The sequence below is a fragment of the Pseudomonas sp. C11 genome (assembly GCF_034683865.1).
Taxonomy (GTDB): domain Bacteria; phylum Pseudomonadota; class Gammaproteobacteria; order Pseudomonadales; family Pseudomonadaceae; genus Aquipseudomonas.
This window is the reverse complement of record NZ_JAWIIP010000004.1, coordinates 90,642-115,099: the sequence shown is the minus strand read 5'-3', so window position 1 is coordinate 115,099 and position 24,458 is coordinate 90,642. Positions and strand designations below refer to the sequence as shown.

General features: G+C 61.7%; 19 protein-coding genes, 1 tRNA gene and 1 riboswitch. Of the genes, 13 read left to right on the top strand and 7 right to left on the bottom strand.

Annotated features, from left to right (window positions below; genetic code table 11):
* Genes VC352_RS08340 through VC352_RS08325 form a run of 4 tightly spaced genes read left to right on the top strand, consistent with a single transcriptional unit; the run spans position 1 to position 5,783 of the window.
* Positions 1-945, top strand: coding sequence for a hypothetical protein (locus tag VC352_RS08340; RefSeq protein ID WP_322979111.1), 945 nt, complete (start codon positions 1-3; stop codon positions 943-945).
* Entirely contained in the window at positions 945-1,595 is a 651-nt protein-coding gene (locus VC352_RS08335) for a hypothetical protein (protein WP_322979110.1), read from the top strand. The genes VC352_RS08340 and VC352_RS08335 overlap by 1 nt, the downstream gene beginning before the upstream one ends.
* A complete protein-coding gene (locus VC352_RS08330; RefSeq protein ID WP_322979109.1) occupies positions 1,592-3,778 on the top strand; it encodes a hypothetical protein in 2,187 nt (728 codons plus the stop codon). Before VC352_RS08335 ends, VC352_RS08330 begins: the two co-directional genes overlap by 4 nt.
* Positions 3,726-5,783, top strand: coding sequence for a hypothetical protein (locus VC352_RS08325; protein WP_322979108.1), 2,058 nt, complete (start codon positions 3,726-3,728; stop codon positions 5,781-5,783). The genes VC352_RS08330 and VC352_RS08325 overlap by 53 nt, the downstream gene beginning before the upstream one ends.
* Before the next feature lie 4 nt (positions 5,784-5,787).
* Here the strand turns inward: VC352_RS08325 and VC352_RS08320 are convergent, their stop codons facing one another.
* Positions 5,788-6,231 (bottom strand): hypothetical protein, encoded by a 444-nt coding sequence (locus VC352_RS08320; protein WP_322979107.1) that lies wholly within the window; start codon positions 6,229-6,231, stop codon positions 5,788-5,790.
* A gap of 160 nt (positions 6,232-6,391) precedes the next feature.
* On the opposite strand from VC352_RS08320, the gene VC352_RS08315 reads away from it, so the two are divergent.
* The 3 genes from VC352_RS08315 to VC352_RS08305 all read left to right on the top strand — a co-directional run bounded on the left by VC352_RS08315 (position 6,392) and on the right by VC352_RS08305 (position 15,624).
* Positions 6,392-7,051, top strand: a complete 660-nt coding sequence (locus tag VC352_RS08315; protein WP_322979106.1) for a DUF3800 domain-containing protein — start codon at positions 6,392-6,394, stop codon at positions 7,049-7,051.
* 230 nt (positions 7,052-7,281) lie between these two features.
* Positions 7,282-7,878: a KilA-N domain-containing protein gene (locus tag VC352_RS08310; protein ID WP_322979105.1), complete on the top strand. Its 597-nt coding sequence runs from the start codon at positions 7,282-7,284 to the stop codon at positions 7,876-7,878.
* 468 nt (positions 7,879-8,346) lie between these two features.
* Complete coding sequence (locus VC352_RS08305) at positions 8,347-15,624, top strand: LPD38 domain-containing protein (RefSeq protein WP_322979104.1); 7,278 nt, start codon at positions 8,347-8,349, stop codon at positions 15,622-15,624.
* Here the strand turns inward: VC352_RS08305 and VC352_RS08300 are convergent, their stop codons facing one another.
* The 5 genes from VC352_RS08300 to mobA form a co-directional block, all read right to left on the bottom strand.
* Entirely contained in the window at positions 15,625-15,840 is a 216-nt protein-coding gene (locus VC352_RS08300) for a hypothetical protein (protein WP_322979103.1), read from the bottom strand. It abuts the gene before it with no gap.
* Positions 15,841-15,903: 63 nt separating this feature from the next.
* Positions 15,904-17,133, bottom strand: a complete 1,230-nt coding sequence (locus VC352_RS08295) for a tyrosine-type recombinase/integrase (protein WP_322979102.1) — start codon at positions 17,131-17,133, stop codon at positions 15,904-15,906.
* A 169-nt stretch (positions 17,134-17,302) separates the two neighbouring features.
* Positions 17,303-17,379, bottom strand: a tRNA-Pro gene (locus tag VC352_RS08290).
* A gap of 118 nt (positions 17,380-17,497) precedes the next feature.
* Complete coding sequence (locus tag VC352_RS08285) at positions 17,498-17,719, bottom strand: YgdI/YgdR family lipoprotein (protein WP_322979101.1); 222 nt, start codon at positions 17,717-17,719, stop codon at positions 17,498-17,500.
* 85 nt (positions 17,720-17,804) lie between these two features.
* On the bottom strand, positions 17,805-18,386 hold the full coding sequence (gene mobA, locus VC352_RS08280) for a molybdenum cofactor guanylyltransferase MobA (protein ID WP_322979100.1): 582 nt from the start codon (positions 18,384-18,386) through the stop codon (positions 17,805-17,807).
* A gap of 65 nt (positions 18,387-18,451) precedes the next feature.
* Between mobA and moaB the strand changes: the two genes are divergently transcribed.
* The 5 genes from moaB to VC352_RS08255 all read left to right on the top strand — a co-directional run bounded on the left by moaB (position 18,452) and on the right by VC352_RS08255 (position 22,285).
* Positions 18,452-18,991, top strand: a complete 540-nt coding sequence (moaB, locus tag VC352_RS08275) for a molybdenum cofactor biosynthesis protein B (RefSeq protein WP_322979099.1) — start codon at positions 18,452-18,454, stop codon at positions 18,989-18,991.
* On the top strand, positions 18,988-20,202 hold the full coding sequence (glp, locus tag VC352_RS08270; RefSeq protein ID WP_322979098.1) for a gephyrin-like molybdotransferase Glp: 1,215 nt from the start codon (positions 18,988-18,990) through the stop codon (positions 20,200-20,202). Before moaB ends, glp begins: the two co-directional genes overlap by 4 nt.
* 4 nt (positions 20,203-20,206) lie before the next feature.
* On the top strand, positions 20,207-20,986 hold the full coding sequence (locus VC352_RS08265) for an NAD-dependent deacylase (protein WP_322979097.1): 780 nt from the start codon (positions 20,207-20,209) through the stop codon (positions 20,984-20,986).
* 56 nt (positions 20,987-21,042) lie between these two features.
* Positions 21,043-21,675: a C40 family peptidase gene (locus VC352_RS08260; RefSeq protein WP_322979096.1), complete on the top strand. Its 633-nt coding sequence runs from the start codon at positions 21,043-21,045 to the stop codon at positions 21,673-21,675.
* An 85-nt stretch (positions 21,676-21,760) separates the two neighbouring features.
* Complete coding sequence (locus VC352_RS08255) at positions 21,761-22,285, top strand: C40 family peptidase (protein WP_322979095.1); 525 nt, start codon at positions 21,761-21,763, stop codon at positions 22,283-22,285.
* 8 nt (positions 22,286-22,293) lie between these two features.
* Here VC352_RS08255 and VC352_RS08250 read toward each other — a convergent pair whose 3' ends face one another.
* Positions 22,294-23,739, bottom strand: coding sequence for a diguanylate cyclase (locus VC352_RS08250; protein WP_322979094.1), 1,446 nt, complete (start codon positions 23,737-23,739; stop codon positions 22,294-22,296).
* A 39-nt stretch (positions 23,740-23,778) separates the two neighbouring features.
* Here VC352_RS08250 and VC352_RS08245 point away from each other — a divergent pair, with 39 nt between their 5' ends.
* Complete coding sequence (locus VC352_RS08245) at positions 23,779-23,973, top strand: hypothetical protein (protein WP_322979093.1); 195 nt, start codon at positions 23,779-23,781, stop codon at positions 23,971-23,973.
* 234 nt (positions 23,974-24,207) lie between these two features.
* Positions 24,208-24,418: riboswitch (cobalamin riboswitch) on the top strand.
* The last annotated feature ends 40 nt before the right edge of the window (positions 24,419-24,458 follow it).

Here is a 24,458-nt window from a genome sequence, read left to right as displayed (position 1 = left end):
ATGAGCTACGACAGCACCACATCATTTCTGCAGGGCATTGCTCAAGATGCGTTGACCCAGGCCGGCAACAATGCGTCGCGGATCTACTCGCTGCCGCCGGCCATGGCGCTACGCAGTCCGAATTTTTCAGTCAGCTTGAGCAAGCCAAACATCGGCAAGCCGCCTGTTTTCGCCGATCTATTCGTCGGGGGAGACAGCACTGATCCAACGCTGCAGTACATGAACGAGCAGAGCGATGCATTCATCGCCAAGTACTTCCCGCAATTGAGCAGCGGTTTCAAGAATATGCCGGAAGAGACGCTGCTAGGCATCCTCAGTGGCACCAAGCCTTTCGGTGTTGATCGCACCATCTTCGAACTGGTGTGGCATCAGGCGCGCGACCGTGTGCAGCGTGCTGCCAGTAGTGAGCAGCGCACGCTCGAAGCAAGTTTCTCGGCCCGTGGCTTCCGCATGCCGCCTGGGCAACTGATCGACGCGATTGGCCAATCTCAGCAGCGCGCTACGGACGCTATCCATGATGTGAGCCGTGACCAGGCGATCAAGGATGCTGATATCAAGCAGCGGATGCTGGAAATTGGCCTGCAACTGGCCACACAGATGAAAACCGCCATCATGGCCAGCCTGGCTGACTTCTACCGGGTATGGGTGACGTTGCCGGACAAGGATATCGAGCGCGCCAGGATCAAGGCGCAGGCCATGTCATCGCTCTACGGAGCGCTTTCGTCCTACTACAACGTGGAGATTTCATTCGAAGAGCTGCGCCTGCGTGCCGCACAACTGAAGGCCGGTGTCGATATCGATGTCGATAGATCGCGCATTTCTCAGCAGCAACTGTACACGTCCGTCGCCGGAGCACTGGCGTCTGCTGTCAACGCATTCGCTGATACTGCTGGCAGTGCTTCTCAGGCCGGTGGTTCGCTCACTGCGCAGATCGAGAACGTCTGATGGCCATTCTTTTCGAAGACAGGTTCGATGGCACAGGTACTTTGCTGGCTCATGTATCTGACTCGGGAGCTGGCTGGGTCAATGTCTTTGAGGGCGGTACTCTCGATGTTGGTGGCGGCGTTGTTTACCAGCGGCCGGGCTACTCCGTATTCACGTCTCAGGCAAAGGTGGCTGAGCCGCTATTTGTGTCGGGCACCGTTGAGATCGTGGTCGAACTCGAGGTGATGCCGGGATCGGTTACCGGCACCGTGTCGGCCGGTGCAGCACTTGGAAATGATGACGGTGGGCTTGGGTTCACTGTCAACGTCGGCAACGCTGGCTATTGCGTGGTTGCATCGGATGGCCTCGGCGCGCCGGCGAGTGTGGTGCTGTCGTCTGGTAGCGAATCGGCGACGCGGACGCACACGATCCGCATCGTTGGCATCGTTGGATCCTCTGCAGCTTCTCTGTACGCGAATGGCGTGCTGGTTGGGCCATTCACGCTTTATGCGCCGCTCGGCACTGACCTGAGCGTTCTGCTGCTGCTTTCACCCAATCGCACGGCTGGAAACACACCCCTGGTCGGCGTGAGCAGCGTTGTGGTGCAGGGCGAAGGGCCTGTGGTTGGGGAGTTCTGGACGAACATCATCCGTGCGGCCGAGACGCCATGAAGTTGGTATTCAGGCCACTGGTCGACTTCGCGATTAGCACAAAGAAACGATGCTATGACCTTGCGCAGAGCATTCGTATAAACGGGGTTCTGCGCCAAGTCTATGACGGGTTTCTGCTGTTGGTGTCCCGTCGCGGATCATCAGCGGTTGCGGACGTGATCGACATGCCGGGTGACCTGTTCGTTGCTGCTCTGCACTCGGTTACTGATGACGGTTCGTTGGCATTTTCGTGCAGGCCTGGCTATCGCCTGGTTTCGGTTGACGGGCAGGCGTATCCGGGGAATATGACATGGCCATTGGTCACTGAGCGCAGCCCAATGTACTCGGCTGCGTTCGGTTTGAAACTGATAGGGCCAAAGGGCTACGTATCGGCGAGCGGAAAGGCATGGGGGCAGCCGTTTGGTTGGGGGGCGATGCTTGATCTGCCAGCCGGTCTGCGCCAACTCACATTCACCCACCTGAGCAAACGAGGGGGTGGTGATGGAGATCCTTTCGTTGACGTGCATGTGCTGCGAATCAAGCCAGCAGCGCCTACTGTGGATACGGATTTTGACCTATCGCCAATCACTGGCGATCAACCAACGACTGTCGGCGCTTGGCGCATTGCGCATGTTCCGCTTGAGGCAACAGGCGTAGCCCCTGATCACCGATTCGGCGAAGCGGCGATCGCCAGCTTCTACGACAGCGCCAACGGCTATCTGGTCTATTTCGGCATGCCGTACAGCCCAGTCAATGGGGGATACAACGACCCTATGCCGCAGATTGCCGTGGCTAAACTGAGTGTGCGCGATGCGCTGCCAGAAGAAGCTAGTTGCGTGCTCACGGCATCGAGCCTTGCGACATTTGGCGTGGGTGACTTCCTGGCTGAGGACGCGCCGCAGGACTTCACATGGAACCATCCTGGGCCATTCTCCGGCTCATATGCTCGATTGCACCTGAATGGCGACTTCAACACCGAGTTTCCTGATTCGCAGGTCTACGATGACCCGACGCCAGAGCCGGGCGCCCGTTATCAGTTTTCTGCGTTTGGCATGTTCGAAGGGCTGCAGAAAACGAGCTCTACCCCGATTGCTTATCCATCGTTCTGGGCAGAACAACCAGCATGCGTTGCGCATGCCGGCGGCGTCGACGTGCTGTTTACGGCGGTGACGGACAGGCCGGTCGCTCTGGTATCGGCAACCTACCTGTATTCGCCGTTCGATGCCTCGCCGTCCAGCGAAATAACGATGGAGGTTCCCGAGCTGTTGTCACGCTACAACCACACCGTCACCTATCTGGTGAGGTTTGCCGACGATGGCAGTAAGACGGTACGGGCCATCTACCGATCAACCTATGCTGTGCATGACCCGGCGTTGCGCAATGAAAAGCGCGCCATTTATGCCCCCGTGCTGACCGATGTAGTGAGGTTGGGGGAGGTCGAGCAAACGCTGTTCGTGTGCGTGCGCGCTGCTTCTTCGCCGGCAGTGATGAATGGAGGCGGGCGCAGTTGGTTTCGCGGGGTTGCGACACAGGCCGACGATGTGACGCTCGAAATCATCCTCGGTGATGGATCCAGTCGATCTGCTGACCTGGGCAACCTTTATCCAGTGTTCTATCCATCGAGCGGCGCCGTCTCGACGCCGACGGCAAACCCTGGTTACAGCTACAGCAAGCCTGATTGTCGGTTTGGCTATGGCAGCTATACCGCCCGGTATCCGAACCGCAACGTCGTGCGCCCGGCGCCTGTTTGTTGGTACGCACCTGGGATGCTGGCTGTCGTCGTGGCGCCAAAGGCCGGGTTCCTGAACGTGGATCAGGTTGCCAGGCTAGCAGTGGTGAGAGTCAGCGACGGTGCGTTGGTCGCTCTATCTGCGTTCGAGCTGCCTTTCACCGTTGAACAGTTGACCGGCACCTACAACCTTACCCAGTGGAGCGTCACCTGCGTGGAGCAGGGTGCTGTAGACGAAGATGGGAACCTGACACGCTTCGCCAAGCTGCTGCTGACTGAGGCGGTGAAGGGGAATCCATCATTCCTTTACCGGGTCGATGACTTGCAGACCCTTCGCACAATAGGGATCTGGGGAACGCCTGGCGGTTTCTATGATCGGGGCCCGGTCTACTACCTTGGTTCGCCGATAGCGCCTGCAAGGGTTGGGCGAAGCACGGGAAGGAGCTTTCTCTCGGGAAAGGCCGCCCCCCTGTAGGGTTTGGCGCTCAGATCTGGCGGGACAACAATCAGTCATCACTCATGGGAGACAGGCAATGTACGGACTTCCCAAACGCAAGCAGGCGGCCAGTGGCGGCCTGATCGTCGGCCCTGGTACTGGCACCTCTGATTCAATCGAAAAGACCGTGCCGGAAGGAACCTACATCCTGCCGGCCGACACGACGGAGAAGCTCGGCTTCGGCCTGCCTGGCTACAACGGAAACCCCAAGATGCCAGATAAGGAACAGCCGCGGCTTGGCATGCCCAAGAAGCAGGTACCGGTGGCCGTCAGTAATGGCGAATACGAAATGCCGCCGCAGGACGTGCACGCGCTCGGCGCTGCTGTGCTTGATCAGTTGAAGAACGCCACGCATGAACAGAAAGGCTTCGGGCTGACCAAGGCGGTCATGATGGCCGCGAAAGGGCAGCAGGACGATGGCCCGCGACAGTTCTTTGCCAATGGCGGCGTGGTGGACAATCAAGAGCGCCGTGGGTTTGGCATGCCTAAGCCAAGATCCGGGCGCATGCAGCAGGATGCACCTCGTCTCGGCATGCCTGGCAGGAAGCCGGTAATGCAGGCTGAAAGCCAAGGCCAGGCCAGTACCATGGATTCGCAGCCGCGTCTGGGCATGCCCCGTCCTACGGCAGAGCGTGAGCAAATGCCGCAGCCGCGTCTTGGTATCCAGAAATTTGCCAGCGGTGGGCTGGTGAAGGATGACAGTGCCGGCATCGGGCGGATGGTTGGTGGCGCTCTCGGGGTGCCAGTGGCTGCTGCGCGCGAATTTGCAAACGTGGCCGGCACCGCTGCCGTCAACCTGGGCCGCCGTGCTATCGGTGGTGAGCCTTTACCTCACCCTGGGTACCCGCGAACGGCTGAGCTTGCACGCCAGACCGCCGAGGGGGCATCTGACTTCGCTGATGCCAACGTCAACCTGTTCAACAATGTTCGTGCAGGGCTGCGAAGCGCGACCGGCGTGCCGGAAGCTGGCGGTGGCCAGGCAGCCGCGCCGACTGCATCGTCGGCTGCACGGGGTAACACGCTGTCGCCAGGGGATATTGGCACTGCGCCTGGCGCTGGTGCTGACGCTCCTGCTGCAGATCCTGTTCCCGCTGCTGCTTCTCCTGCCGGTAACGGCTACACCCAGGCCGGCAATGGTATCGCCATGCGCAATGGCGCCGACGGAGTGCCTGAGTTCACCAACGACAGCACGGCCGTTTCAGGTGCGCGCACGATGCCAACTGGCGGCATGGCAGGTGTCGGTGATGGGCGCGGGACGTTCTCGGTCGGGCAGCCAGGTGATGCACAGCTCGCGCTCGATCGCTTCGGGCGTGCCAACGATATCCGCGCGCAGACCATCCGAGAAAGCCGGCAGGGACAGATCGGCGAGGGCGGTGGGCGGGTTACTGTCGTGCGTGACAGCTCCCGCGCTCCAACCCGTGACGACTTCCTGCGCGCTCGACTCGAGGGAATGCAGGCGGAAACCGACATCCGGCAGCAACAGGCAGGCTTGCAAGCTGGGCAGGATGCTCGGCAGGCACAGGGCGATCAGCTCACCCAACAGCGCCTGCAGCAGCAGATCGATGAAGGCAACCTGTCCATGCAGGATCGCCAACGTATCGACCAACTGCGTGCGCAGATCAACGACCCGAACCTGAGCGAGCAGCAGCGCGCCCAGGCGCTGGACGCTTACAACGCGCTGTCGATCTCCCCGGATGCACGCCTCAAGGCACAGCAGGATGCAAATACCCAGCAGAACCGGCTGATCGGCGACCTCTACAAGTCGTTCAGCAGCCTGAATACGCCACCCATGATCGGCGAGGGTGACAATGCTCGGCCTATGTCGTTCGAGGAATGGCTGCAGCCAGCGCTACGGGCTATTCAGGGTGGGGGGGCGCAGGTTCCTATGGCTAGTCGCCAGGCGCCTGCAATTGGTACTCAGCAAGGTGGCTATGAGTTCATCGGCGGTGATCCGGCGAGTCCAAGCAGTTGGCGCCGGGTGTAGGTCGCTATTTGTAATTGCACCAGGGGCCAGGGTTCTGCTTATTGCATGTTTCCTTGGCGCTTGGCTGGGGCTTGTTATACAGCTTCATGCATGCTTCAGCCATGACGCGAACCGCACCGGTATAGCGAGTGTTCTTTGCCTTGTCGTAGGTGCATTCGTCGCCTGATTCATAGGCGGCAAACAGGCCACGGCCGGCGCCCTGTTCCACGCCGGCCAGGCCGCCAGGGTACTTGCTCTGGCAGACGCGCACGGCTGACACGCTGGCGCCATGGTTCTCAACGCCTGGCAGCTTGTCGAGCAGGCAGGTGGCGTAGTTGCTCGCTTGTACGGTAGAGCATGCAGCGATTAGAAGGAGTGTGGCTGCTAGTGATCGCATCATGGCTCTGGTAGCCTCGGTTCCGGTCATGCTGCTGAGTATAATAATGCATGCTGGGATAAGCAGAGGCATGAAGGTACAGCAGAAACGTTTGACAAACCTAGGTGCATGAGCATAATACTGGCCTTGCGCAAGTAAAGCCTGGGTAATCCGCGACGCGTTTCGTATCGTAAGCGCTCTGTAAGAGCGTCGGCCCCAGGGGTTGCGCACACCTTTCCCACACTGCTTTCTCATGACGAAGATATTCATCTACCTAGACGAAAGCGGTGATCTCGGATGGAAATTCGACGCGCCTTACCGAAAAGGCGGCTCCAGTCGATACCTTACCATTGCGGCGCTCGTCGCAAGTGATGCCAAGCGCCACCTTCCCAAGCGTGTTGTCAAGCGTCTCTACGACCGCTTCAAGTGGCCCACTAACGTAGAGAAAAAGTGGTCTGGCATGAAGCCAGAAGAGCGTCTTGCGTTTGCCTCCGCAGCTAAAAAACTACTGGCCGATAATCCCGACCATTTCCGCTACATCTCCATCACGGTCAAGAAAGAGAACGTCCACGGGCACATTCGCCAGGACGAAAACAAGCTCTACAACTTCATGATTGGCCAGGCTCTGCTGAACGAAATGAGCAAGCACGATGAAGTGTACTTCGTTCCTGATCCGCGCAGCGTAAAGGTAAAAAGCGGCAACAGCCTGCATGATTACCTGCAGACTCAGCTCTGGTTTGAGCAGAAGACTGCAACGATCCTGACTACCCATCCTTGCGACAGCATGCAGTCTACTCAGATCCAGTTTTCGGACATGCTCTCAGGTTTGGTGCAGACCCATTTCGAAGATGGTAACTCTGCTGCCTGGGCAGAGCTGCGCGATGATATCAGCTACAAAACTCTGTTCTTCTGATCGCTGACCCCCTGTAGGGTTCGTCTCCCGAAAATTCCTTTCCGACACTGGCACTGCCAGGTGGTTGCCGTGGCCTTCCAGTGACATAGCGTCGTGAAGGCCTCGGGAAAACCGGGCCGGCCTCCCTTGGGTGCGCCGAAGCAGGCTAGGCCCGATCAGCCGAAAAGGGATGGAAGTCGCTCCGCCCAAGCCCCTGCCTGCTTTCCCTTCCTGGGCGGAAGGAGAGAGCCATGAACAATGTGATTCCGTTCCACTACGAAGGCCACCCTGTCCACTTCAGTGCTGATGGATGGCTTGATGCAACTGCCATATCGTCTCGTTTCGGAAAGGAGCCGAATGCGTGGCTGGTATCTGTCGATACCATGTCCTACATGATGGCACTGGCTACCGGATTGGGGCTTGAAATCAAACCGGAGATTTTGCAGGAGTTCAATAAAATCAATAGCTTAGACTCTTCAAGAGCAGCGTCTAAAGCAAGGGTGTTGCGGCTGGTGAAGGGGATAGGGCTGGTGAAGACAAAGGCCGGAGCACCGATCAATGGTGGCGGAACCTGGCTGCACCCGAAGTTGGCAGTTTTCTTCGCCAGGTGGCTTGATGTGGGCTTCGCCGTCTGGTGCGACTTACACATCGACGCCTTGCTGCGTGGTGAACTCACCGAGAAGCAGCGTTTCGATCAGGCATGCAAGCGCCTGGATGATGGCAAGAAGAGAGCCAGTCAGAGCGGTCGGGATCTGGCCATCTGGAAGAAGCAGAAGCCGCCGCTTGAGCGTGAAGTCGAAATTCGACGTGAGCAATTGCAGATGATCCTGGGCCTTGAGTTCTCCTGACCAGTGACATAGCGCCTTCCCAAGGCCTAACCCCCTGTAGGGTTAGGCCATCCATGCTTCACCTCGGAAACTCCTGCTATCGCGGGAGTTTTTCATTTGGAGGGTGGTATGGCCGGGCCTTGGGAACAGTATGGGCAGAGCGAAGCTGAGGTTAGCGGGCCGTGGAGTGACTACGGTAGCGATGCTGCCACTCAGCAAAAACCCAAGCAGAACACTTCCCTTCTCGGTGACCTTGGCACCGACCTAAAGCGCGGTGTGGAACAACTGCCAGGCGTGCTCACTGGCCTTGGCGACGTGGTGGCCGGTGCGGTGACCGGGCAACGGTTCGTTGACGATACGGCGAACAAGATCGGCGAAGCCACCGGCTTCCAGCCCAGCAAGTGGCAGGAAGAGGCGCAGCAGGAATACAGTCCAGCCCGCCAGCAGGCCACGGCAGAGATTGACCAGGCCTGGCAGGATGGTAGCGCCATGGATGTAGCTGGCGCCTATGCGCGAAATCCCGGAAAGGTTGCCGGCCTGGTGGCCGAGTCGCTGCCGCAGATGCTGGCTGGTGGTGTGCTGGGGCGCGGTGCGTTGACCGGAGCCAGGGCGACCGGCCTGGTGGCTGCGCCTGCAACGGCGGCACAGGCGGCGCGCCAGGCGGTGGTGGCCGGGGCCGGCGGTGAAGGTGCGGTGATCGCTGGCGGAACCATGGATCAGATCGACCGCGAGGTCGACCCTCGTCGTGCTGCTGTCGCGTCTGCAGGTGCTGGCGTGCTGGGCGGTGCGCTGAGTGGGTTCGGCGCACGGCTGGCGCAGAAGGCTGGCTTGATCGATGTGGAAAGCGCACTGGCTGGCGGCGTTGGCCAGGTTGCCGGCAAGGCGCCGAATCTGGGGCGGCGTGTCGCCGGCGGCGCGTTGACCGAGGGCGTACTCGAGGAGCTGCCGCAGTCGATCCAAGAGCAGATGCTTCAGAACTGGGCAGAGCGCAAGCCTCTGATGGAGGGTGTGCCGCGCGCTGCCGTCGAAGGCGCTCTGGCAGGTTCTGCAATCGGCGGGGCTGTGAACATCGCGCGCCGACCGTCCGAACAGATGGGGCTCGACCCGACTGCCGGCCCGCTTTCGGCTGCTGCTGCTACCGCCGTGGATAGCACGTCGACCCCGGTGCGTGATGCCGCGCGCTCTCGGCTGATGGACGGGGCGCCTGAGCCGCAGCCTGGCCAGAACTACCAGCCGATCGACCAGCAGTTGGCATTGGCACAGGATTTGTTCCCGACCGATCTCGATGCTGACGGGAATTTGCGCTTCTACCGCTACGACCGCGACCTGCAGACGATGGTTGAGGTGCCGGAAAAGGATGCACTGGCTGCCGCCAAGCGCCAACTGGATACCTGGGCAAGCCAGGGATTTGACCCGCAAGACCCGCGCGGCCTTGGCGAATTGGTGCCGCAGGTAGACGAGTTGCCGGCGCAGCCGCCGCTGCCAACTGTTGAGGCAGACAGTGGCCCTCAGCAAGTAGAGCAGATTGATCAGCCGCTACCGGTGCCGACCGTTGAGTCGGACACCGGGCCGATGCCGGTCGAGCAGGTGCAGGCGACGCCAGTGGCCGGCGATCCCAACTTCGAGATCCGTGTGCAGAAGAACGGGCGCCCGTTCCGAGGTGAGCGCGATGTACGGCTGCTGGGGCTGTTCAACCAACTGCAGCGAGAAGGCGAGCGTCCCATCATCGTTCCGCACGAAGGCGGTTGGGCCGTGGCTGTACCGCGTGAGCCTGTGCCACCACCAGCGCCACTGGGCCTGCCGGCGCCGAGCACTATGGTGGTGGACAGCCAGGGCAACGCTCAGCGCGGCGCTACGGCGCCTTTCGTCAATCCGAGCGCTCAGGTGCGGCCGATTGGCGGGCCTGGAATGGAGCGACAGGCGCCTGCGCCGTCACGGCAGGTCACAGACCTGTCACGTGACGGGTCGCGTGACACCAAAACTTATGCGCGTGACATGCAGGGTGATGACCTGGGCGGTGGCTGGGTTGGGTTCAACCGGCAGTCAGGCAGCCTTGGCGTGCCGCGCGCGGAAATGCCGCAGATCCGCGCCGATCATCGAGGGGCGATGGTCAACTTCATGAACGCGCGTGGCGTTACCCATGAAGAACAGACGGTGCCGGCTCGCAGCCTACGCCCGACTCAAGCGGAGTTCAGCCCGGAGCGAGTCGGGCGAGCTACTGCTCGGGAGGGTACTGAGCGCTCCATTCTGGTGTCTGGCGATGGCTATGTTCTTGATGGCCATCATCAGTGGTTGGCGCAGCGCGAGGCCGGCGGTGACGTGAAGGTGATCCGCCTGAACGCGCCAATGGCCGAACTGCTGCCCTTGGCGCGCGAGTTTCCTAGTTCGTTCACTGACCAGGCGTCTCAGGAGGTGCAAAGTGCTGATAGTCGGCCAGGGGCTGTTGATGACCGAGCCGCAGGCAATCCGCCTGCTGTGTCGGATGGGGCAGATAACGTGGCGCGAGAGCCAGTTATGGCTGAACGGCCTGCCGCTGCCGGGCGATCGGCAGAAGCTGGTCGATCTGGTGTTCCTGCTGCAGTTCAAGGGGCAGACGGACAGCGTGCACTGAGCGACGCCACCCAGCGGCTTGACCATGGAGTGGTGAATTTACCTCTGGATAAGCGCGGTGGTGGAAGCCTCGATGCGCAGATAACGGAAGGGTCGCGTCGTTATCAGAAGGAGCAAGAGCGGCAGTTGAGCGAGCGATTTGCAAATGCCAAGAGCAATAGCGATCAGCTCGGAGAGCAGGCCAGGGCCGAGTGGGAAACGCTCAGCGATGTGCAAAAAAACGCCCTTGCCAAGCAAATGGAGATGAGCCGGAAAAAGCTTGATGCGACGATGGAGCGCGATTTCAAACGGTTACCGCAGCGAGCAATCGGGCGAATCAAGCTAGCGCGCGAGAATGCTCCTGCTGCAGATCAATCCGCAATCAGTGCAGAAACTACACCAGATCAAGCGAGCGAGCAGGCGCAGGTGTTGCCGGAGATCCTGGCGACGCCGCGCAAGCGTTACATCGATCGCCAGGCCAAGGCCGCCGGCATCAAAAAGGGTTCTCCAGGCTATGAACAGGCCATCCAGCGCCTGCAGGATCAATACGAGGCGGACGTTGATCGCGCCTCGGCCGGCATCACCTTTGAGCAGTACAACGCCCTGAACAGCGACAGCCCGGAAGGCGTGAACCGCCAGGCATGGGAATCGCTGCGGCAGGAGTTCGGCCAGCAGTACTCGCGCAACAGCTACCGCCGTGCTCCAGAGCAGGGCCAAGGCGCACGCGCCGGCCAGTTGCGTATGCAACTCAAGCGCCTGACCGGGGCCTGGCAGAACGCGCCGGATGTGAAGGTGGTGCAGTCGATCAAGGATTTGCCAGACCGCCAGCGCCGCCAGGTAGAGCGCGATGGTGCCTTCGACGTGGAAGGCATCTTCTCCGAAGGCCAGGTGTATCTGGTGGCCGACAACCTGCGCGACGCCAGGCATGCGGCTTTCGTGCTGCAGCATGAGGTGCTCGGGCACGCAGGCCTGCAGGGCGCCTATGGCCAGCGCCTGACGCCGCTGCTCATGAGCATCTACAACGGCAATGCAGACATGAAGGCCCAGGCTGACGTGCTGGTGCGCCGGTTCAATTACTCGCCGGCCGTGGCCATGGAGGAAGTACTGGCGGATATGGCTGGCGCCGGCACGATCCAGCAGCAGCCTTTCTGGCAGCGTCTGGTGACCGCTATGCGCAATGCGGCGCGCTCGATCGGCTTCGACATGCGTTGGACTGAGGGTGATATCCAGGGCCTGCTTGCCAACGCTCGTCGCTACATCGAGCGGGGCAAGGGGCGTGGCCGTGGCCGCACCGTGTTTTCGCGCAACGGCGACAGCGGGCGTCTGGTTGAAATGGTCGACGAGCAGGGTCGCCTGCTGGCGCCGAACGGGAAGCCTTCGGCTCTCACCCAGAAGCAATGGCACCAGGCGCGCAGCGAGAACTTCAAGCGCTGGTTCGGTGACTGGCAGGCTCTTGATGCGCAGGCGCGCCTGGATGCCAAGGCACCCTTGAAATTGCGCATGCCGGAGACGTGGAAAGGGCTCACTGAGCGTGAACGCTTGGCAAAGGTCGAGGCCTCGCTGAAAACCATGGCCAGAGAGAGCGAAGCGCTGCCGCATGACGACTTGGGCGACGTGACCATGGCTATGTCGGGGGCGAAGAAGGCGGCATCTTCTGCTGCTGACCCGGCGAAACAGGCGGTGCTGACTCGCCTGCAACAGGCGTTCGAGCACTCCATCTATGCCAGCAGCTCGCTGTCAAATCAGAACGGCCAGACCACGGCTTATCACAAGCTGCTGGCGCCGATCGATGTGGACGGGGTTCCGCTGGTTGCGGTGTTCACCGTGCGGGAGGACGCCAACGGTCGGATGTTCTACAACACGGTGACCGTCGACAGAAAAGAGAACGCCCTGGCAGTCTCTCCGGGCGATGTGAGCAGTGATGCTCAGGGGTCGCTCCCGGCCAATACCAAGGCGTTGGACACCTTTGTACGTCGACCGCTGGCGCGCGTCAATCCAGAGGACGTGTCCAAGGTGACGGACGGTAGTGGCGAGCCGCTTGTGATGTACCACGGCACAGGCGCCGACTTCACCGTGTTTGACCAGGGCAGGGCAGGGCGTAGCACCGGCCATGCCACGGCGCCCCTCGGCATTTTCATCACTGCTGACCGCCGGATGGCGCGCTCCTATGCTGAGCAGGCCGCCGATGGCATGCCTGGCCTGGCCAACATCATGCCGCTGTTCGCGTCGATCAAAAATCCTTACCGGATGCGTCTCGCCGAATCGATGGCTATCGAGACTCCAGAGGCGTCGATCGCGTTCCGCCAGAAGTTGGAGCGCGAAGGTTATGACGGCATCCAGCTTGCCGGTACCGGCACCTGGGTGGCCTTCTATAACAATCAAGTGAAGAGCGCGACGAACAACACCGGGGCATTCGACGATGTAGATCCGGACATTCGCTATTCCCGTGCTGGCCAGCGCGACACCGAGGCGCTGCGCAAGCTCGGCCTGGCTGGCAGCGAGGCGCAGAACCTGCTGGATCAGGTGCGTAACCTGACTTTGGGCGGCCTGCAGGCGAAGCTGAAAGACTGGTCGGTGCGCAGTGAAGAAGGCATCTTCGACGGCCTGGCCGGCATCCGCCGTGCCGAGGAAGCCGTGGGCGTTACCGATCCCAACCAGCAAGGTTACGTCTCTGCCCGGTTGGCAAGCGGCATCGCAGACGTGATGCATGGCGTACTGCACTACGCGGCGCCAGAGTGGCGCAATGGCACGGTTGCCGGTAAGGAAGGCACGCGCGGTGTGCTGGAGATCCTGGGCGACCTGGGGCCGGACAACCTGACTCCGTGGCTCGCATGGCTGGGTGGCAAGCGCGCCCAATTGCTGGCAGCGCAGGGGCGCGAGAACAACCTGACCGATGCGGAAATCGCCGAACTGGTGGCAATGGGGCGGGGCAAGGAAGAACTCTTCGAGAAGGTGTATCGCGAATATGCCCAGGTGAACGAGGCGGTTCTCGACCTGGCGCAAGAGGCCGGCTTGATCGATCAGGACGCCCGGGCGAAGTGGCTGACGGATTACTACGTGCCGTTTTACCGCCAGAGCGAAGAAGATGGCGTATTCACTGCGCCGCGCAGCAAGCGCGGACTGTCGCACCAGACGGCAGCAATCAAGGCGCTCAAGGGCGGCAACGTCCCGACCAACGACCTGCTGGCCAACATGCTCGCCGGCTGGACGAAGCGCATCGACGCCGCGATGAAGAACAAAGCATTGCTTGAGGTGGTGGACAACCTGCAGGGCAGCGAGTACCTGACAGACGAAAGCCCACGCTGGCAGCAGGTGGTGGTTTCCCGTGACCAGATCGCACAGCAGATCCGCAAGGATCGCAAGGCTCTGGCCCTGGCCGCCGACTTGCTCGACCTGCCGGCCGGTTCCAACGCCATCAAGGTACTGAACGCCATGATGAAGCCGGAAAACGAAGGCTTCGAGAAACTGTGGACGCGCGTGGCGCCGACCGACCCGGACATCATCCGTGTGCAGCGCGACGGCAAGAACGAATACTACCGGGTCAACGACGAGAGCCTGCTGCGCGGCCTGAAATTCATGGAAGGCAGCGTGTTTAATGACCCGATCACCAAGATCGGCCGGACGTTCAAGCGGATCCTCACCACGGGTGTTACGGCGTCGCCTGACTTCATCCTGCGCAACTTCATCCGTGACGCAACGCATGCCTGGCTGATCAACAAAGACGGCTTCACGCTGGGCACGGACTCGCTCAAGGGCATGCGCGACGCATTGCGCGAGGATCAGGACTATCGCGACCTGATGTTTGCCGGCGGCAGCTTCCAAGGCGGCTATGTGCACGGTGCTGATCCAGAGGCCTCGGCGCAGATCATCCGTCGGGCACTTGAGAAGAAAGGCTTCACTCGCACCCAGCAAGATGCCTACCTGAGCAGCCTGGTGAACACGCCGGCCAAAGCCGCTGCCATGCTGGGCAAGGGCTGGCAGAAGTACCGCGAACTTGGCGACAAGGTGGAGAACGCCAACCGGCTGAGCACATACAAGGCGGCGCTGGCCGCCGGCAAGTCGAAGCGCCAGGCGGCGTTCGAGGCGAAAGACCTCATGGATTACAGCCTGCGCGGCAACTTCGCCGCGGCGCAGTGGTTCACTGACGTGGTGCCGTTCCTGAATGCACGCCTGCAGGGCCTGTACAAGCTCGGCCGGGCGGTGAAGGGCGACAAGACTCTGCTGGCCAAAGAAGTGGCAATGAAGGGCGGCTATATCGCGCTGTTCTCCCTGCTGCTGGCCGGGCTCAACGACGATGATGACCGGTACCAGGCCCTGCAGGACTGGGATAAAGACATGCACTGGCATGTATTCCTGGGCGATCAGCACTTCCGCATTCCCAAGCCGTTCGAGCTGGGTTTGATCTTCGGTACCGTGCCCGAGCGGATCCTGCATGCCATGACCGGCACTCAGGATGGCGGCGACCTGGCCAAGGCGGTATCGCAGGGCGTGTTCCAGACCCTGGCATTCAATCCGGTACCGCAGTTCTATCAACCGATTCGAGAACTGCAGGCCAACCGCAACTTCTTCCGTGACTCGCCGATCGAGGATATGAGCGACGAAGGGAAACTGCCGGAAGCACGCTACGACGAGCGCACAAGCGCGATCAGTCGCCTGCTCGGCCAGGTGACCGGGCCGGTTGCCGGACTGTCGCCGAAGCAGCTCGACCACCTGATCGCGGCCTACACCGGAACCCTCGGGCAGTACGTGCTTGATATGTCGAGCCTGCTAGCCAGCACCGTCAGCGATGCTGATCGACCAGCCAGTCGCTCGGGCGATATCCCCATCCTGAAAGTGCTGTACCAGGGCGATTCGCCTCGAACGACGAAGTTTCAGGCCGAGTTCTACGACATGATGCGCGAGGCCGACCAACTCAGCCGAACCATCAAAGCGTACAGGGAAGAGGGGCGCGTCGACGCTGCTGAGCAACTGCTGGCGGCGAACAGGGAGAAACTGCGCCACCGGCCGGCGCTGGGCTTCGCCCGCAAGCAGTTGGGCAACGTGCGCAACCAGATGGATGCGGTCTATCGCGACACCCGCATGACGCCCGAGCAGAAACGCCAGCGGCTGGATGCGCTGCAACTGCGCTCGAACGCTATTGCGGAAAGGATCGTGAAGCTGGCGGGTGGGGACTTCTGATCAGGCAAGGCCAAGGATGGCCACGGCACCGACAATCACGCCGCACAGCAGGCAGATGCCCCAGAACGTGGATTCAGCCGCGGCGCGTGTGGACTTGCTGGTGTTCTTGTAAAGCAGGTATCCGATGCCGATCAGGATGCCGCCGGCGACCGGGTTTGCAAACAGCATGAACATGCCGAGCACCAGTAGGATGGCGCCGATCCAGACTTGAATCATGGGGTGTCTCCCAAAAACCTAAGGCCAGTTTCGGCGCGCTGGAGGTGTAGGGCAAGGGCCTGGTCAGGGCCTCCGGCTGAGTTGCTTGGCGGTGCCAGCAGCCAGGGCGTCAAGATAATCGGCATACCACTGCATCATCACGCGACGTTGCTCCAAGTACTTCGCTTTGTTGTATACGCCGGCAACGCCGGATTTCGCGTGCGATAGCTGAGCCTCGATGTGGTTCTCGTCGAATCCTTGTTCGTTGAGGATGGTGCTGGCGATGTGGCGGAAGCCGTGGCCGGTCTGCTGGCCTTCGTAGCCCATGCGGCGAAGAGCCATGTTGAAAACCATGTTGCTCAGGGGCTTGGTGCGATCGTTCCGGCCGGGAAACAGCAGGTCGAAGGATCCGGAATAAATCTTCAGCTCTTGCAGCAGGTTCAGGGACTGAGTAGAGAGCGGTACGATGTGTTCGCGCCGTTTCTTCATCCGCTCGGCAGGGATTTCCCAGATTGCGGCATCGAGGTCGAACTCTGACCAGCGCGCCTCGCGAACCTCGCTAGGGCGCAGACCGTTGAGAATCAGCAGGCGCAGGCCGATCTGTACCACGCGGTTGGTGTAGGCGCTGATCGACTGCAGCAGCATAGGGAGGTCGGCATGGTCGACGTGCGCATAGTTCTCGCTCTGCTTCTTCTGCAGGAACTTGTCGAGGCCGTCCACCGGGTTGGTGGTGGCGCGCCCGGTCACCCTGGCCAGGTCGTAGATCTCTTTGCAGAAGCGGCGCACATTGCCCATCTGGTCGAGGATGCCTTTCTTCTCCATGCCCCGGAAGAACTCCATCCATTCCATCGGGGTGATATCGACGTAGGAGCGCTTGCCCATCTTCGGGAATACATGCAGTTCAAGTGCGCCCATTACGCGCTTGGCATACCCTTCACCCCAGCCCTTCACCCTTGCGGCATACCACTCTCGCGCCAATGGTTCGAAAGTGCTCTCGGCCTTGGCTTTCTCCTGGGCGACCTCGGCCTTACGGTGAGTGGACGGATCGATGCCCTTGGCGATCAGCTCGCGCGCCTCCTGTGCTTTCGCCCGGGCGCCGGCGCCATTAACGCTGGGGTATGGGCCAAGGCCAAGCCAGGTTCGAGCTTTCGAGCCTGGTTTCGAGTACCGTAGTTCCCAGAGCTTCTGGCCGGTTGGCTTCACACGGAAATAGAGACCCTGGCCGTCGTGCTCGCGGTAGGTTTTCTCTTCGGGTTCGAGATTGGCAAGGGTGGTATCGGCCATCGGCCGGCGCTTGATATCAGAGCGTTTCATGCTGTCGAGGTATGCCGAGTTCTAGCGAGCGGGGCAGCATACCAACGGGCATACCAAACAGGTAGGTATAGGCCGGTTCTAACTGGTACTTCCAGATACAGAAAACCCGGCGCGATGGCCGGGTTTTCTGGGGTTCTAGTACATGTGGACACATGCCAGAACAGAGGATTGGTCGGAGAGACAGGATTCGAACCTGCGACCTTCTCGTCCCGAACGAGACGCGCTACCAAGCTGCGCTACACTCCGAATGTGGTGCGTATTCTACTGAAAAACTTTTACCGCACAAGGGGTTAGCCTAAAAATTTTTTAGCGCTATGGCGGCGGATCGTCTCTCGGGCCTGCTTGGCAGGCCCGATCTCCGTACTCAGAGTTCCTTGACGGTTTGCACCTGATCCTTGTTGATCGTGGCGCGCTTGCCATCGAGCTGCTCGAACTCGTAGAAGCCGGAATCCTCGTCATAGGTCGGTTTGTCCACGGTCTGGATCTCGCGGCCATCGGTCAGGGTGATGACCGAGGGCGAAGCGCAGCCGGCGAGGGTGGCGAGACCGAGCGCGAGGAACAGGGCAGGAACGATCCGTTGAGTCATGGTTTGTCTCCTTGGGCGATGCAGTGGTTATACCCTGGCTCTGACGTCGCAAAGCAAGCGGAGTTCCCCGCTATCCCTCGTGAAATCAAAGGTTTTCCAGCGCTTGTGGCGTATTGATATTGGCCAGTCGCGGATCATCGGATGAGCATTCCAGGGCGATGGGGTGATGCTGGATGAACCAGCGCTGAGGGCTGCGCTCCCCGCGCGCCCAGGCCTGCTCCAGATCACCTTTCAGTCGCGTCGGCAGCAGGCAGAACAGCGGTTCCCAGTATGGCCCCTGGCGTACCACGACAGGATTATCGCCAGCCCCGGCCAGCAGGGCATCGAGCAGTTGTCGATCTATCCGTGGTGCATCGCATGGCAACACCAGCAGTTGGGGGTGCCTGGCGATGGCCATGCCTGCGCGAATGCCGGCCATGGGGCCCTGAAAGGCCTGGTCGTCGTCCGATACCAGGTGATCGGCATACGCTGCGTAGCGTTCATGGTTGCGGTTGCAGGAGATGATCAGGTCGTCGCTCAAGGGGCGCACCTGCTCGTGAAGCCAGGCGATCAATGGGCGCCCCTGCCAGTCGAGCAGGCCCTTGTCGCGCCCGCCCATGCGCTGCCCGCGGCCACCCGCGAGCAGCAGAACCGAGCAGGGGATAACAGGTGAGGACGGCAGGGGCATGGCTCAGTCTCCGAGGGCGGCCTGTGATATAACTTCGCGCATTGTCTCCCAATTGGAAGCCTGCCATGAACCACAAAGCGGATGCGCTGTTCGTGCCCCTGAACATCGCGGTTCTGACCGTTAGCGATACCCGTACCCTGGAAACCGATACCTCCGGTCAGTTGCTGGTGGATCGACTGAGCGAGGCGGGGCATCACCTTGCCGCGCGCGTGCTGCTCAAGGACGACCTGTACCGCATTCGCGCCCAGGTCGCGACCTGGATCGCCGAGGATGAAGTGCAGGTGGTGGTGATCACCGGTGGCACCGGCTTCACCGGTCGGGACAGCACCCCGGAGGCGGTCGCCTGCCTGCTGGACAAGCAGGTCGATGGTTTTGGCGAGCTGTTCCGGCAGATTTCCGTCGCCGATATCGGCACCTCCACCGTGCAGTCGCGTGCGCTGGCCGGACTGGCCAATGGCACCTTGGTTTGCTGCCTGCCAGGTTCGACCAATGCCTGTCGCACCGCCTGGGACGGTATTCTTGGCGAGCAGCTCGACGCCCGTCATCGCCCCTGCAATTTCGTGCCGCACCTGAAGAAGGCCGCGCCCTGCGAGAGCCGCGGATGAGCGGTGGCGCGCAGCCTGGACTGATGCCGTTGGAGCAGGCGCAGCAGCGCCTGTTGTCACTGGCCGAATCTTCCCTGATCACGGAAACCGAATGCGTTGCGCTGGCCGAGGCTGACGGACGTGTGCTGGCCGCGCCTCTGGTCGCCACGCTCGACCTGCCGCCCTGGGACAACAGCGCAATGGACGGTTACGCGCTGCGCTTGGCCGATTGGCAGGGCGTTGCCTTGCCCGTCAGTCAGCGCATTCTCGCCGGTTCCGCGCCGCAGCCGCTGGAGCCGGGCAGCTGTGCGCGAATCTTTACCGGGGCTCCGATGCCTGCAGGCGCCGATACGGTGGAAATGCAGGAAAACGTCGAGCTGGATGCATACGGGCGTGTGCTCTTTCGCCAGGCGTTGCGCCCTAGGCAGAACGTTCGTGCCCGGGGGCAGGAAACCCAGGTAGGCGAATGTGTGCTGCCGGCAGGCACGCGCCTTGGCCCCATCGAGCTGGGTTTGGCTGCGTCGCTGGGTGTTGCGACTGTCGAGGTTCGGCGCGCCGTGCGGGTGGCGGTGCTGTCGACGGGTGATGAGCTGGTCGAGCCTGGTCAGCCGCTGGAGGCCGGGCAGATCTACAACAGCAATCGCCGTCTGCTGATTAGCTGGCTGCAGCGGCTCGGATGCGAGGTGGTCGACGGCGGCATCCTGTCGGACGACTTTCCGCGAACCCGAGAGGCGCTGGCGGCGCTGCAGGGTGTCGATCTGATTCTCTCCACTGGCGGGGTATCGGTAGGCGAGGCGGACTTTCTCGGTATTGCCCTGCGCGAGGCCGGCGAGCTGACACTGTGGAAGCTGGCGATCAAGCCGGGCAAGCCGCTCACCTTCGGGCATTACCAAGGTGTGCCGGTGATCGGTCTGCCTGGCAATCCGGCCTCGACCCTGGTGACCTTCGGGCTGCTGGCTCGGCCTTATCTGCTGCGGCGCATGGGTGTGCAGCGGGTCGAGCCGTTGGCCTTCGAGATGCCTGCCGGTTTCATCTGGAGCAAGGCTGGGCAGCGTCGCGAATACCTGCGCGCGCGCATCGAGCAGGGGTGCGTGGTGCCCTATGCCAATCAGAGCTCCGGTGTGTTGCGCAGCGCCGCCTGGGCCGAGGGGTTGGCCGAGGTGCTGGAAGGGCGAACCCTGGCTGAAGGTGATCGTCTGCGCTTCATTCCGCTCAGCGAACTGTTGGGCTGAGCGCATGGACGCCGCGCTGCGCGAGGTGGCTACAGCCCTTGCTCGGGCCGAGCGGGTGTTGATCATTACCGGAGCGGGGCTTTCCGCCGACTCCGGGCTGCCGACCTATCGCGGGATTGGCGGCCTCTACAACGGACGCACCGCAGATGGCCTGCCCATCGAGGCGGCGCTGTCCGGGTCGATGCTGCAGCGCGATCCAGCCCTGTGCTGGAAGTACCTCGCTGAACTCGGCGGGGCCTGCCTGAAGGCAGCGCCCAATGCCGGGCATCTGGTCATCGCCGAGTTGCAGCGGCTGATTCCGGGTTGCTGGGTGCTGACCCAGAACATCGATGGCTACCACCGTGCTGCCGGCAGTCCGGTGGAGCGCCTGATCGAGATTCATGGCGAGCTGGCGCCGTTGTACTGCCAGTCCTGCGCGGCGCAGGACGACGAGCTGGCTGCGCATTTGCAACGACCGTTGCCGCCGCGCTGTCGCCTGTGCGGCGGCATTCTGCGCCCGCCGGTGGTGCTGTTCGAGGAAATGCTGCCCGAGGCGGCCATCGCGACGCTGTATGCCGAGCTGCGCAAGGGCTTCGATGTGGCCCTCAGCGTGGGAACCAGCTCGACCTTTCCTTATATCGTCGAGCCAGTGCTGCGTACGTGTGAGCGTGGAGGGCTGGCGGTGGAGATCAATCCGGGCCTGACACCCTTGAGTGCCGAGGTGGATATCCGCTTGGTGGGGACGGCCTTAGATGTGTTGCCAAAACTACTGAGTCACATTTCTAACGATAGAATTTGCAAATAGCGTTTATAGAGGGCATAGTCGCGTACTTACGAACTTTCATCGACACGGTCGTGCCCATGCTAAAACGCTTCGCACCCCTCGTGCCCCTCGCACTCACGGTGTTTCTCGCTGCCTGCGCAGGTCACTCGCCGCAGTCGCAGCCGCAGAATGACAAAGCCGTCGCAGTGCAACCGGACTTCCCTTCGCGTCCTGTTTCTCAACTGGACGGCGTCGACAGCGACGAAGCTGCTGCCGCCGCGCTCAACGGCAAACCTTACGAAATGCCTCAACTGGCTGACAGCCTGCTGGATCTTGGTCGCTCGCTGATCGGCACCCGTTACCGTTATGGCGGTACCTCGGTGCAGTCCGGCTTCGATTGCAGTGGCTTCGTTGGTTATCTGTTCCGGGAAGAGCTGGGGCTGCAACTGCCGCGCTCCACGCGTGATCTGATCAAACTGGATGCTCCCAAGGTGGCGCGTGCCGATCTCGAGCCGGGTGATCTGATCCTGTTCAATGATCGTGGCCGTGGTCGGGTCAGTCATGCCGGTATCTACATCGGTGACGACCAGTTCATCCATTCCAGCAGTCGTCGCAGTGGCGGCGTGCGCATCGACAGTCTCGATGACAGCTACTGGAATCGCAGTTACCTGGAAGCCAAGCGCGTTCTCGCACTGGCCCCTCAGGAAGAACTCCACGCCCAGCACCCCTGATCGATACGGCGCAGCCTGACAGGCTTGCGCCGTTCGTCGCTTATCGGCAGAGTAGGGCGCACTCAGGCTCAGGATCGTCCCGCCAATGCCTTTCACGCTCCGTCTTGCCTTCATCGCATCCATCGCTCTGCTGAGTGCCTGCAGCAGTTCTCCTCCCGCGCCCCAACCCACTTACAACCCGCCACCCATATCGCTCGACGCGCCCGGCGCTGCCGAGGATGTGTTGTTCCGTGCTTTGGGCCTGGTGGGAACGCCGTATCGCTATGGCGGCAATACCCCGGATGGTGGTTTCGATTGCAGCGGCCTGATTGGCTATGTTTACCGTGACGCGGCAGGTATCAGCCTGCCGCGCTCGACCCGTGAACTCAGTGCCATGCGTCGCCCGGGCGTTGCGCGCGATGCGTTGCGCAGTGGTGATCTGGTGTTCTTCGCCACCAATGGTGGCGGTGCGGTGAGTCATGCCGGCATTTACGTGGGGGAAGGGCGCTTCGTGCACGCGCCCTCCACTGGCGGCACGGTACGTCTGGACAGCCTGGACAATCGCTACTGGCGCAGCGCCTACCTCAGTGCCAAGCGCGTGCTGACGCCCGAACTGGCGCATAACCCCTGAAGCGTCATTCACTGATGCTCGATGCGGTTGCGCCCGGCACGCTTGGCGCGATACAGCGCCATGTCACTGCGTGACAAGGCCGCCTCCGCAGCCTGATCGTCATTGCTGAGGGTCGCTACACCCACGCTGGTCGCCAGGTGAGTCTGCTGATCGCCATGCTGCAACGGCGTGCGTGCCAGCTCCTGCTGGATGCGTTCGGCGAAGCGCAGGGCGGCATCGAGATCCGCATCGCACAGCACGACCGCGAACTCTTCTCCGCCGATACGGCCCGCGGCGTCGGTCTTGCGCAGGTGGGCACGGATCACGTCGGCGAAATGGCGTAGCGCCTGATCTCCCACCGAATGGCCCCAACTGTCGTTGATTACCTTGAAGTGATCCAGATCGAACATCAGCAGCGTGGCATTGCGGATGATCGAGCGCCTTAGTCGCGCCAGTTCCGCGTCGAGCTGACGGATGAAATGGCGGCGGTTGGAGAGTTGGGTCAGCGAGTCTGTCGTTGCCAGAACATTGAGCTCGACCTCGAAGTTCTTGCGTTCGGTGATGTCGGTAATGAAGCCATGCCAGAGCACGCTGCCGTCGTCCTGGGGAGTTGGTCTGGCTGCGCCCTGACACCAGGTATGGCTGCCATCGCTGCGGCAGACCCGATATTCCAGGCGCCAGGGCGTGAGGTTGCGGGTCGCGCTTTCCAGCGATCCCATGTACAGCCCAAGATCATCCGGGTGCAGTAATTGCCGCAGGCGCTGGGGGTTGGCCTGCAACTCGGCGGGGGAGACGCCGTAGATCTCCTGTGAGCCGGCGCTGATGTAGGTGAACTGGCCGCTGCCGTCTGCCTGGGCATGGAACTGGAAGACCATGCCGGGGATTTCGTTGCTCAGTGCGCTCATCAGTTCGGCCGTCTGCTCGAGCTGCTCGGCCATGTTGCGCAGCGCGCTGATGTCGGTCGTGGTGCCGACCATGCGCAGTGCCTTGCCGCTGCGGTCGCGTTCCACCACCTTGCCACGGCTGCGCACCCAGAGGTAATGACCGTCGCGGTGACGGATGCGGTGCTCGACCTCGTAGGCTTCGGTGCGTTGTTCCAGGTGGTCGATTATGGTGGCCTGAACGCGGGCGAGATCGTCCGGATGGATGCGTTTGTAGCTGTCGTGAATGTCGTCGCCGATTTCATGCTCGGCATAGCCGATCAACGCCTTCCAGCGTGGCGAGTAGTGAATGCGATCCTTGTTCAGGTCGCGATCCCAGATGCCGGTGTTACTGCCGTCGATGGCGAGCGCCATGCGTTGTTCCCGGCGCATCAGGGCTTGCTGTTCCCAGGTGATTGTCAGCAGCGTGTCGAGGCTGCTGACGATATCGCTCAGTGCCGTCTGATCGCTGTCATCGGGCGTTTGCGCGCGCTCGTGGAAAAGGCACAGCAAAGCCTTGCCGGCCGCCAGCGGGAGCAGGCTCAGGGCCTGCACGGAATCCGGCGGATCCATCCCGAGCTGACGGGCGATCGCTTGCCGATCTACGAGATGTCGTGCGGTTTCGGGCCACTGCCCTGGGTGCTGGGCGGGCGTATCGGCAAGTGGCTGTCCGCTGAACGCGACGACGTGAGCCTGATGCGGCGCTTTCTCCAGCACGAGCGCCGTGGAGGCATGCGTGTGCGTGCAGGCGAGCCGCAGCAGTGGCAAGCAGGCTTGCGCAAGAGGTGAATGCGACCCGTTGAAGGCAAACGTGAACAGCATTGGGACTCCACGTTCGTGAAAATGGGTGGCGCGAATAGGGGTTCAGGATTTGGTGCGAGCGGAATCTGCCGTCGCGCGCAGGCTTTGAGTTCGGTTATGGGCATTAGTTTAGGCGCGAGGGCGCATTGTGCCATTAATCCGGGTGCATGGGCGGAGACGGCGCAGCGCCGAAGATTGACGCGCAGCCCTGCCAGCCTCTACCCTGCGCGCCTTGCTTCAGGTGCCCCGCGTCGCTGTAACCGGCGACCGAGGGGGGAAACAGGGAAGCCGGTGCGCATGCCGGCGCTGCCCCCGCAACGGTAGGTGAGTCAAACGCCGCTTCAGGCCACTGTGCAAGGCACGGGAAGGCGCGGCGGGGTGCCATTGGCGTCGCTCACGAGCCCGGAGACCGGCCTGTCGCAGTTTCACGGCATCGCGGAGGGCGCTGTCCGGCTTACGCCCCGGTTCAACCG

Coding starts and splice junctions, on each gene's coding strand:
- VC352_RS08340 (WP_322979111.1), top strand. CDS start 1: ATGAGCTACGACAGCACCACATCATTTCTGCAGGGCATTGCTCAAGAT.
- VC352_RS08335 (WP_322979110.1), top strand. CDS start 945: ATGGCCATTCTTTTCGAAGACAGGTTCGATGGCACAGGTACTTTGCTG.
- VC352_RS08330 (WP_322979109.1), top strand. CDS start 1,592: ATGAAGTTGGTATTCAGGCCACTGGTCGACTTCGCGATTAGCACAAAG.
- VC352_RS08320 (WP_322979107.1), bottom strand. CDS start 6,231: ATGCCTCTGCTTATCCCAGCATGCATTATTATACTCAGCAGCATGACC.
- VC352_RS08315 (WP_322979106.1), top strand. CDS start 6,392: ATGACGAAGATATTCATCTACCTAGACGAAAGCGGTGATCTCGGATGG.
- VC352_RS08310 (WP_322979105.1), top strand. CDS start 7,282: ATGAACAATGTGATTCCGTTCCACTACGAAGGCCACCCTGTCCACTTC.
- VC352_RS08305 (WP_322979104.1), top strand. CDS start 8,347: ATGGATGTAGCTGGCGCCTATGCGCGAAATCCCGGAAAGGTTGCCGGC.
- VC352_RS08300 (WP_322979103.1), bottom strand. CDS start 15,840: ATGATTCAAGTCTGGATCGGCGCCATCCTACTGGTGCTCGGCATGTTC.
- VC352_RS08295 (WP_322979102.1), bottom strand. CDS start 17,133: ATGAAACGCTCTGATATCAAGCGCCGGCCGATGGCCGATACCACCCTT.
- VC352_RS08285 (WP_322979101.1), bottom strand. CDS start 17,719: ATGACTCAACGGATCGTTCCTGCCCTGTTCCTCGCGCTCGGTCTCGCC.
- mobA (WP_322979100.1), bottom strand. CDS start 18,386: ATGCCCCTGCCGTCCTCACCTGTTATCCCCTGCTCGGTTCTGCTGCTC.
- moaB (WP_322979099.1), top strand. CDS start 18,452: ATGAACCACAAAGCGGATGCGCTGTTCGTGCCCCTGAACATCGCGGTT.
- glp (WP_322979098.1), top strand. CDS start 18,988: ATGAGCGGTGGCGCGCAGCCTGGACTGATGCCGTTGGAGCAGGCGCAG.
- VC352_RS08265 (WP_322979097.1), top strand. CDS start 20,207: ATGGACGCCGCGCTGCGCGAGGTGGCTACAGCCCTTGCTCGGGCCGAG.
- VC352_RS08260 (WP_322979096.1), top strand. CDS start 21,043: ATGCTAAAACGCTTCGCACCCCTCGTGCCCCTCGCACTCACGGTGTTT.
- VC352_RS08255 (WP_322979095.1), top strand. CDS start 21,761: ATGCCTTTCACGCTCCGTCTTGCCTTCATCGCATCCATCGCTCTGCTG.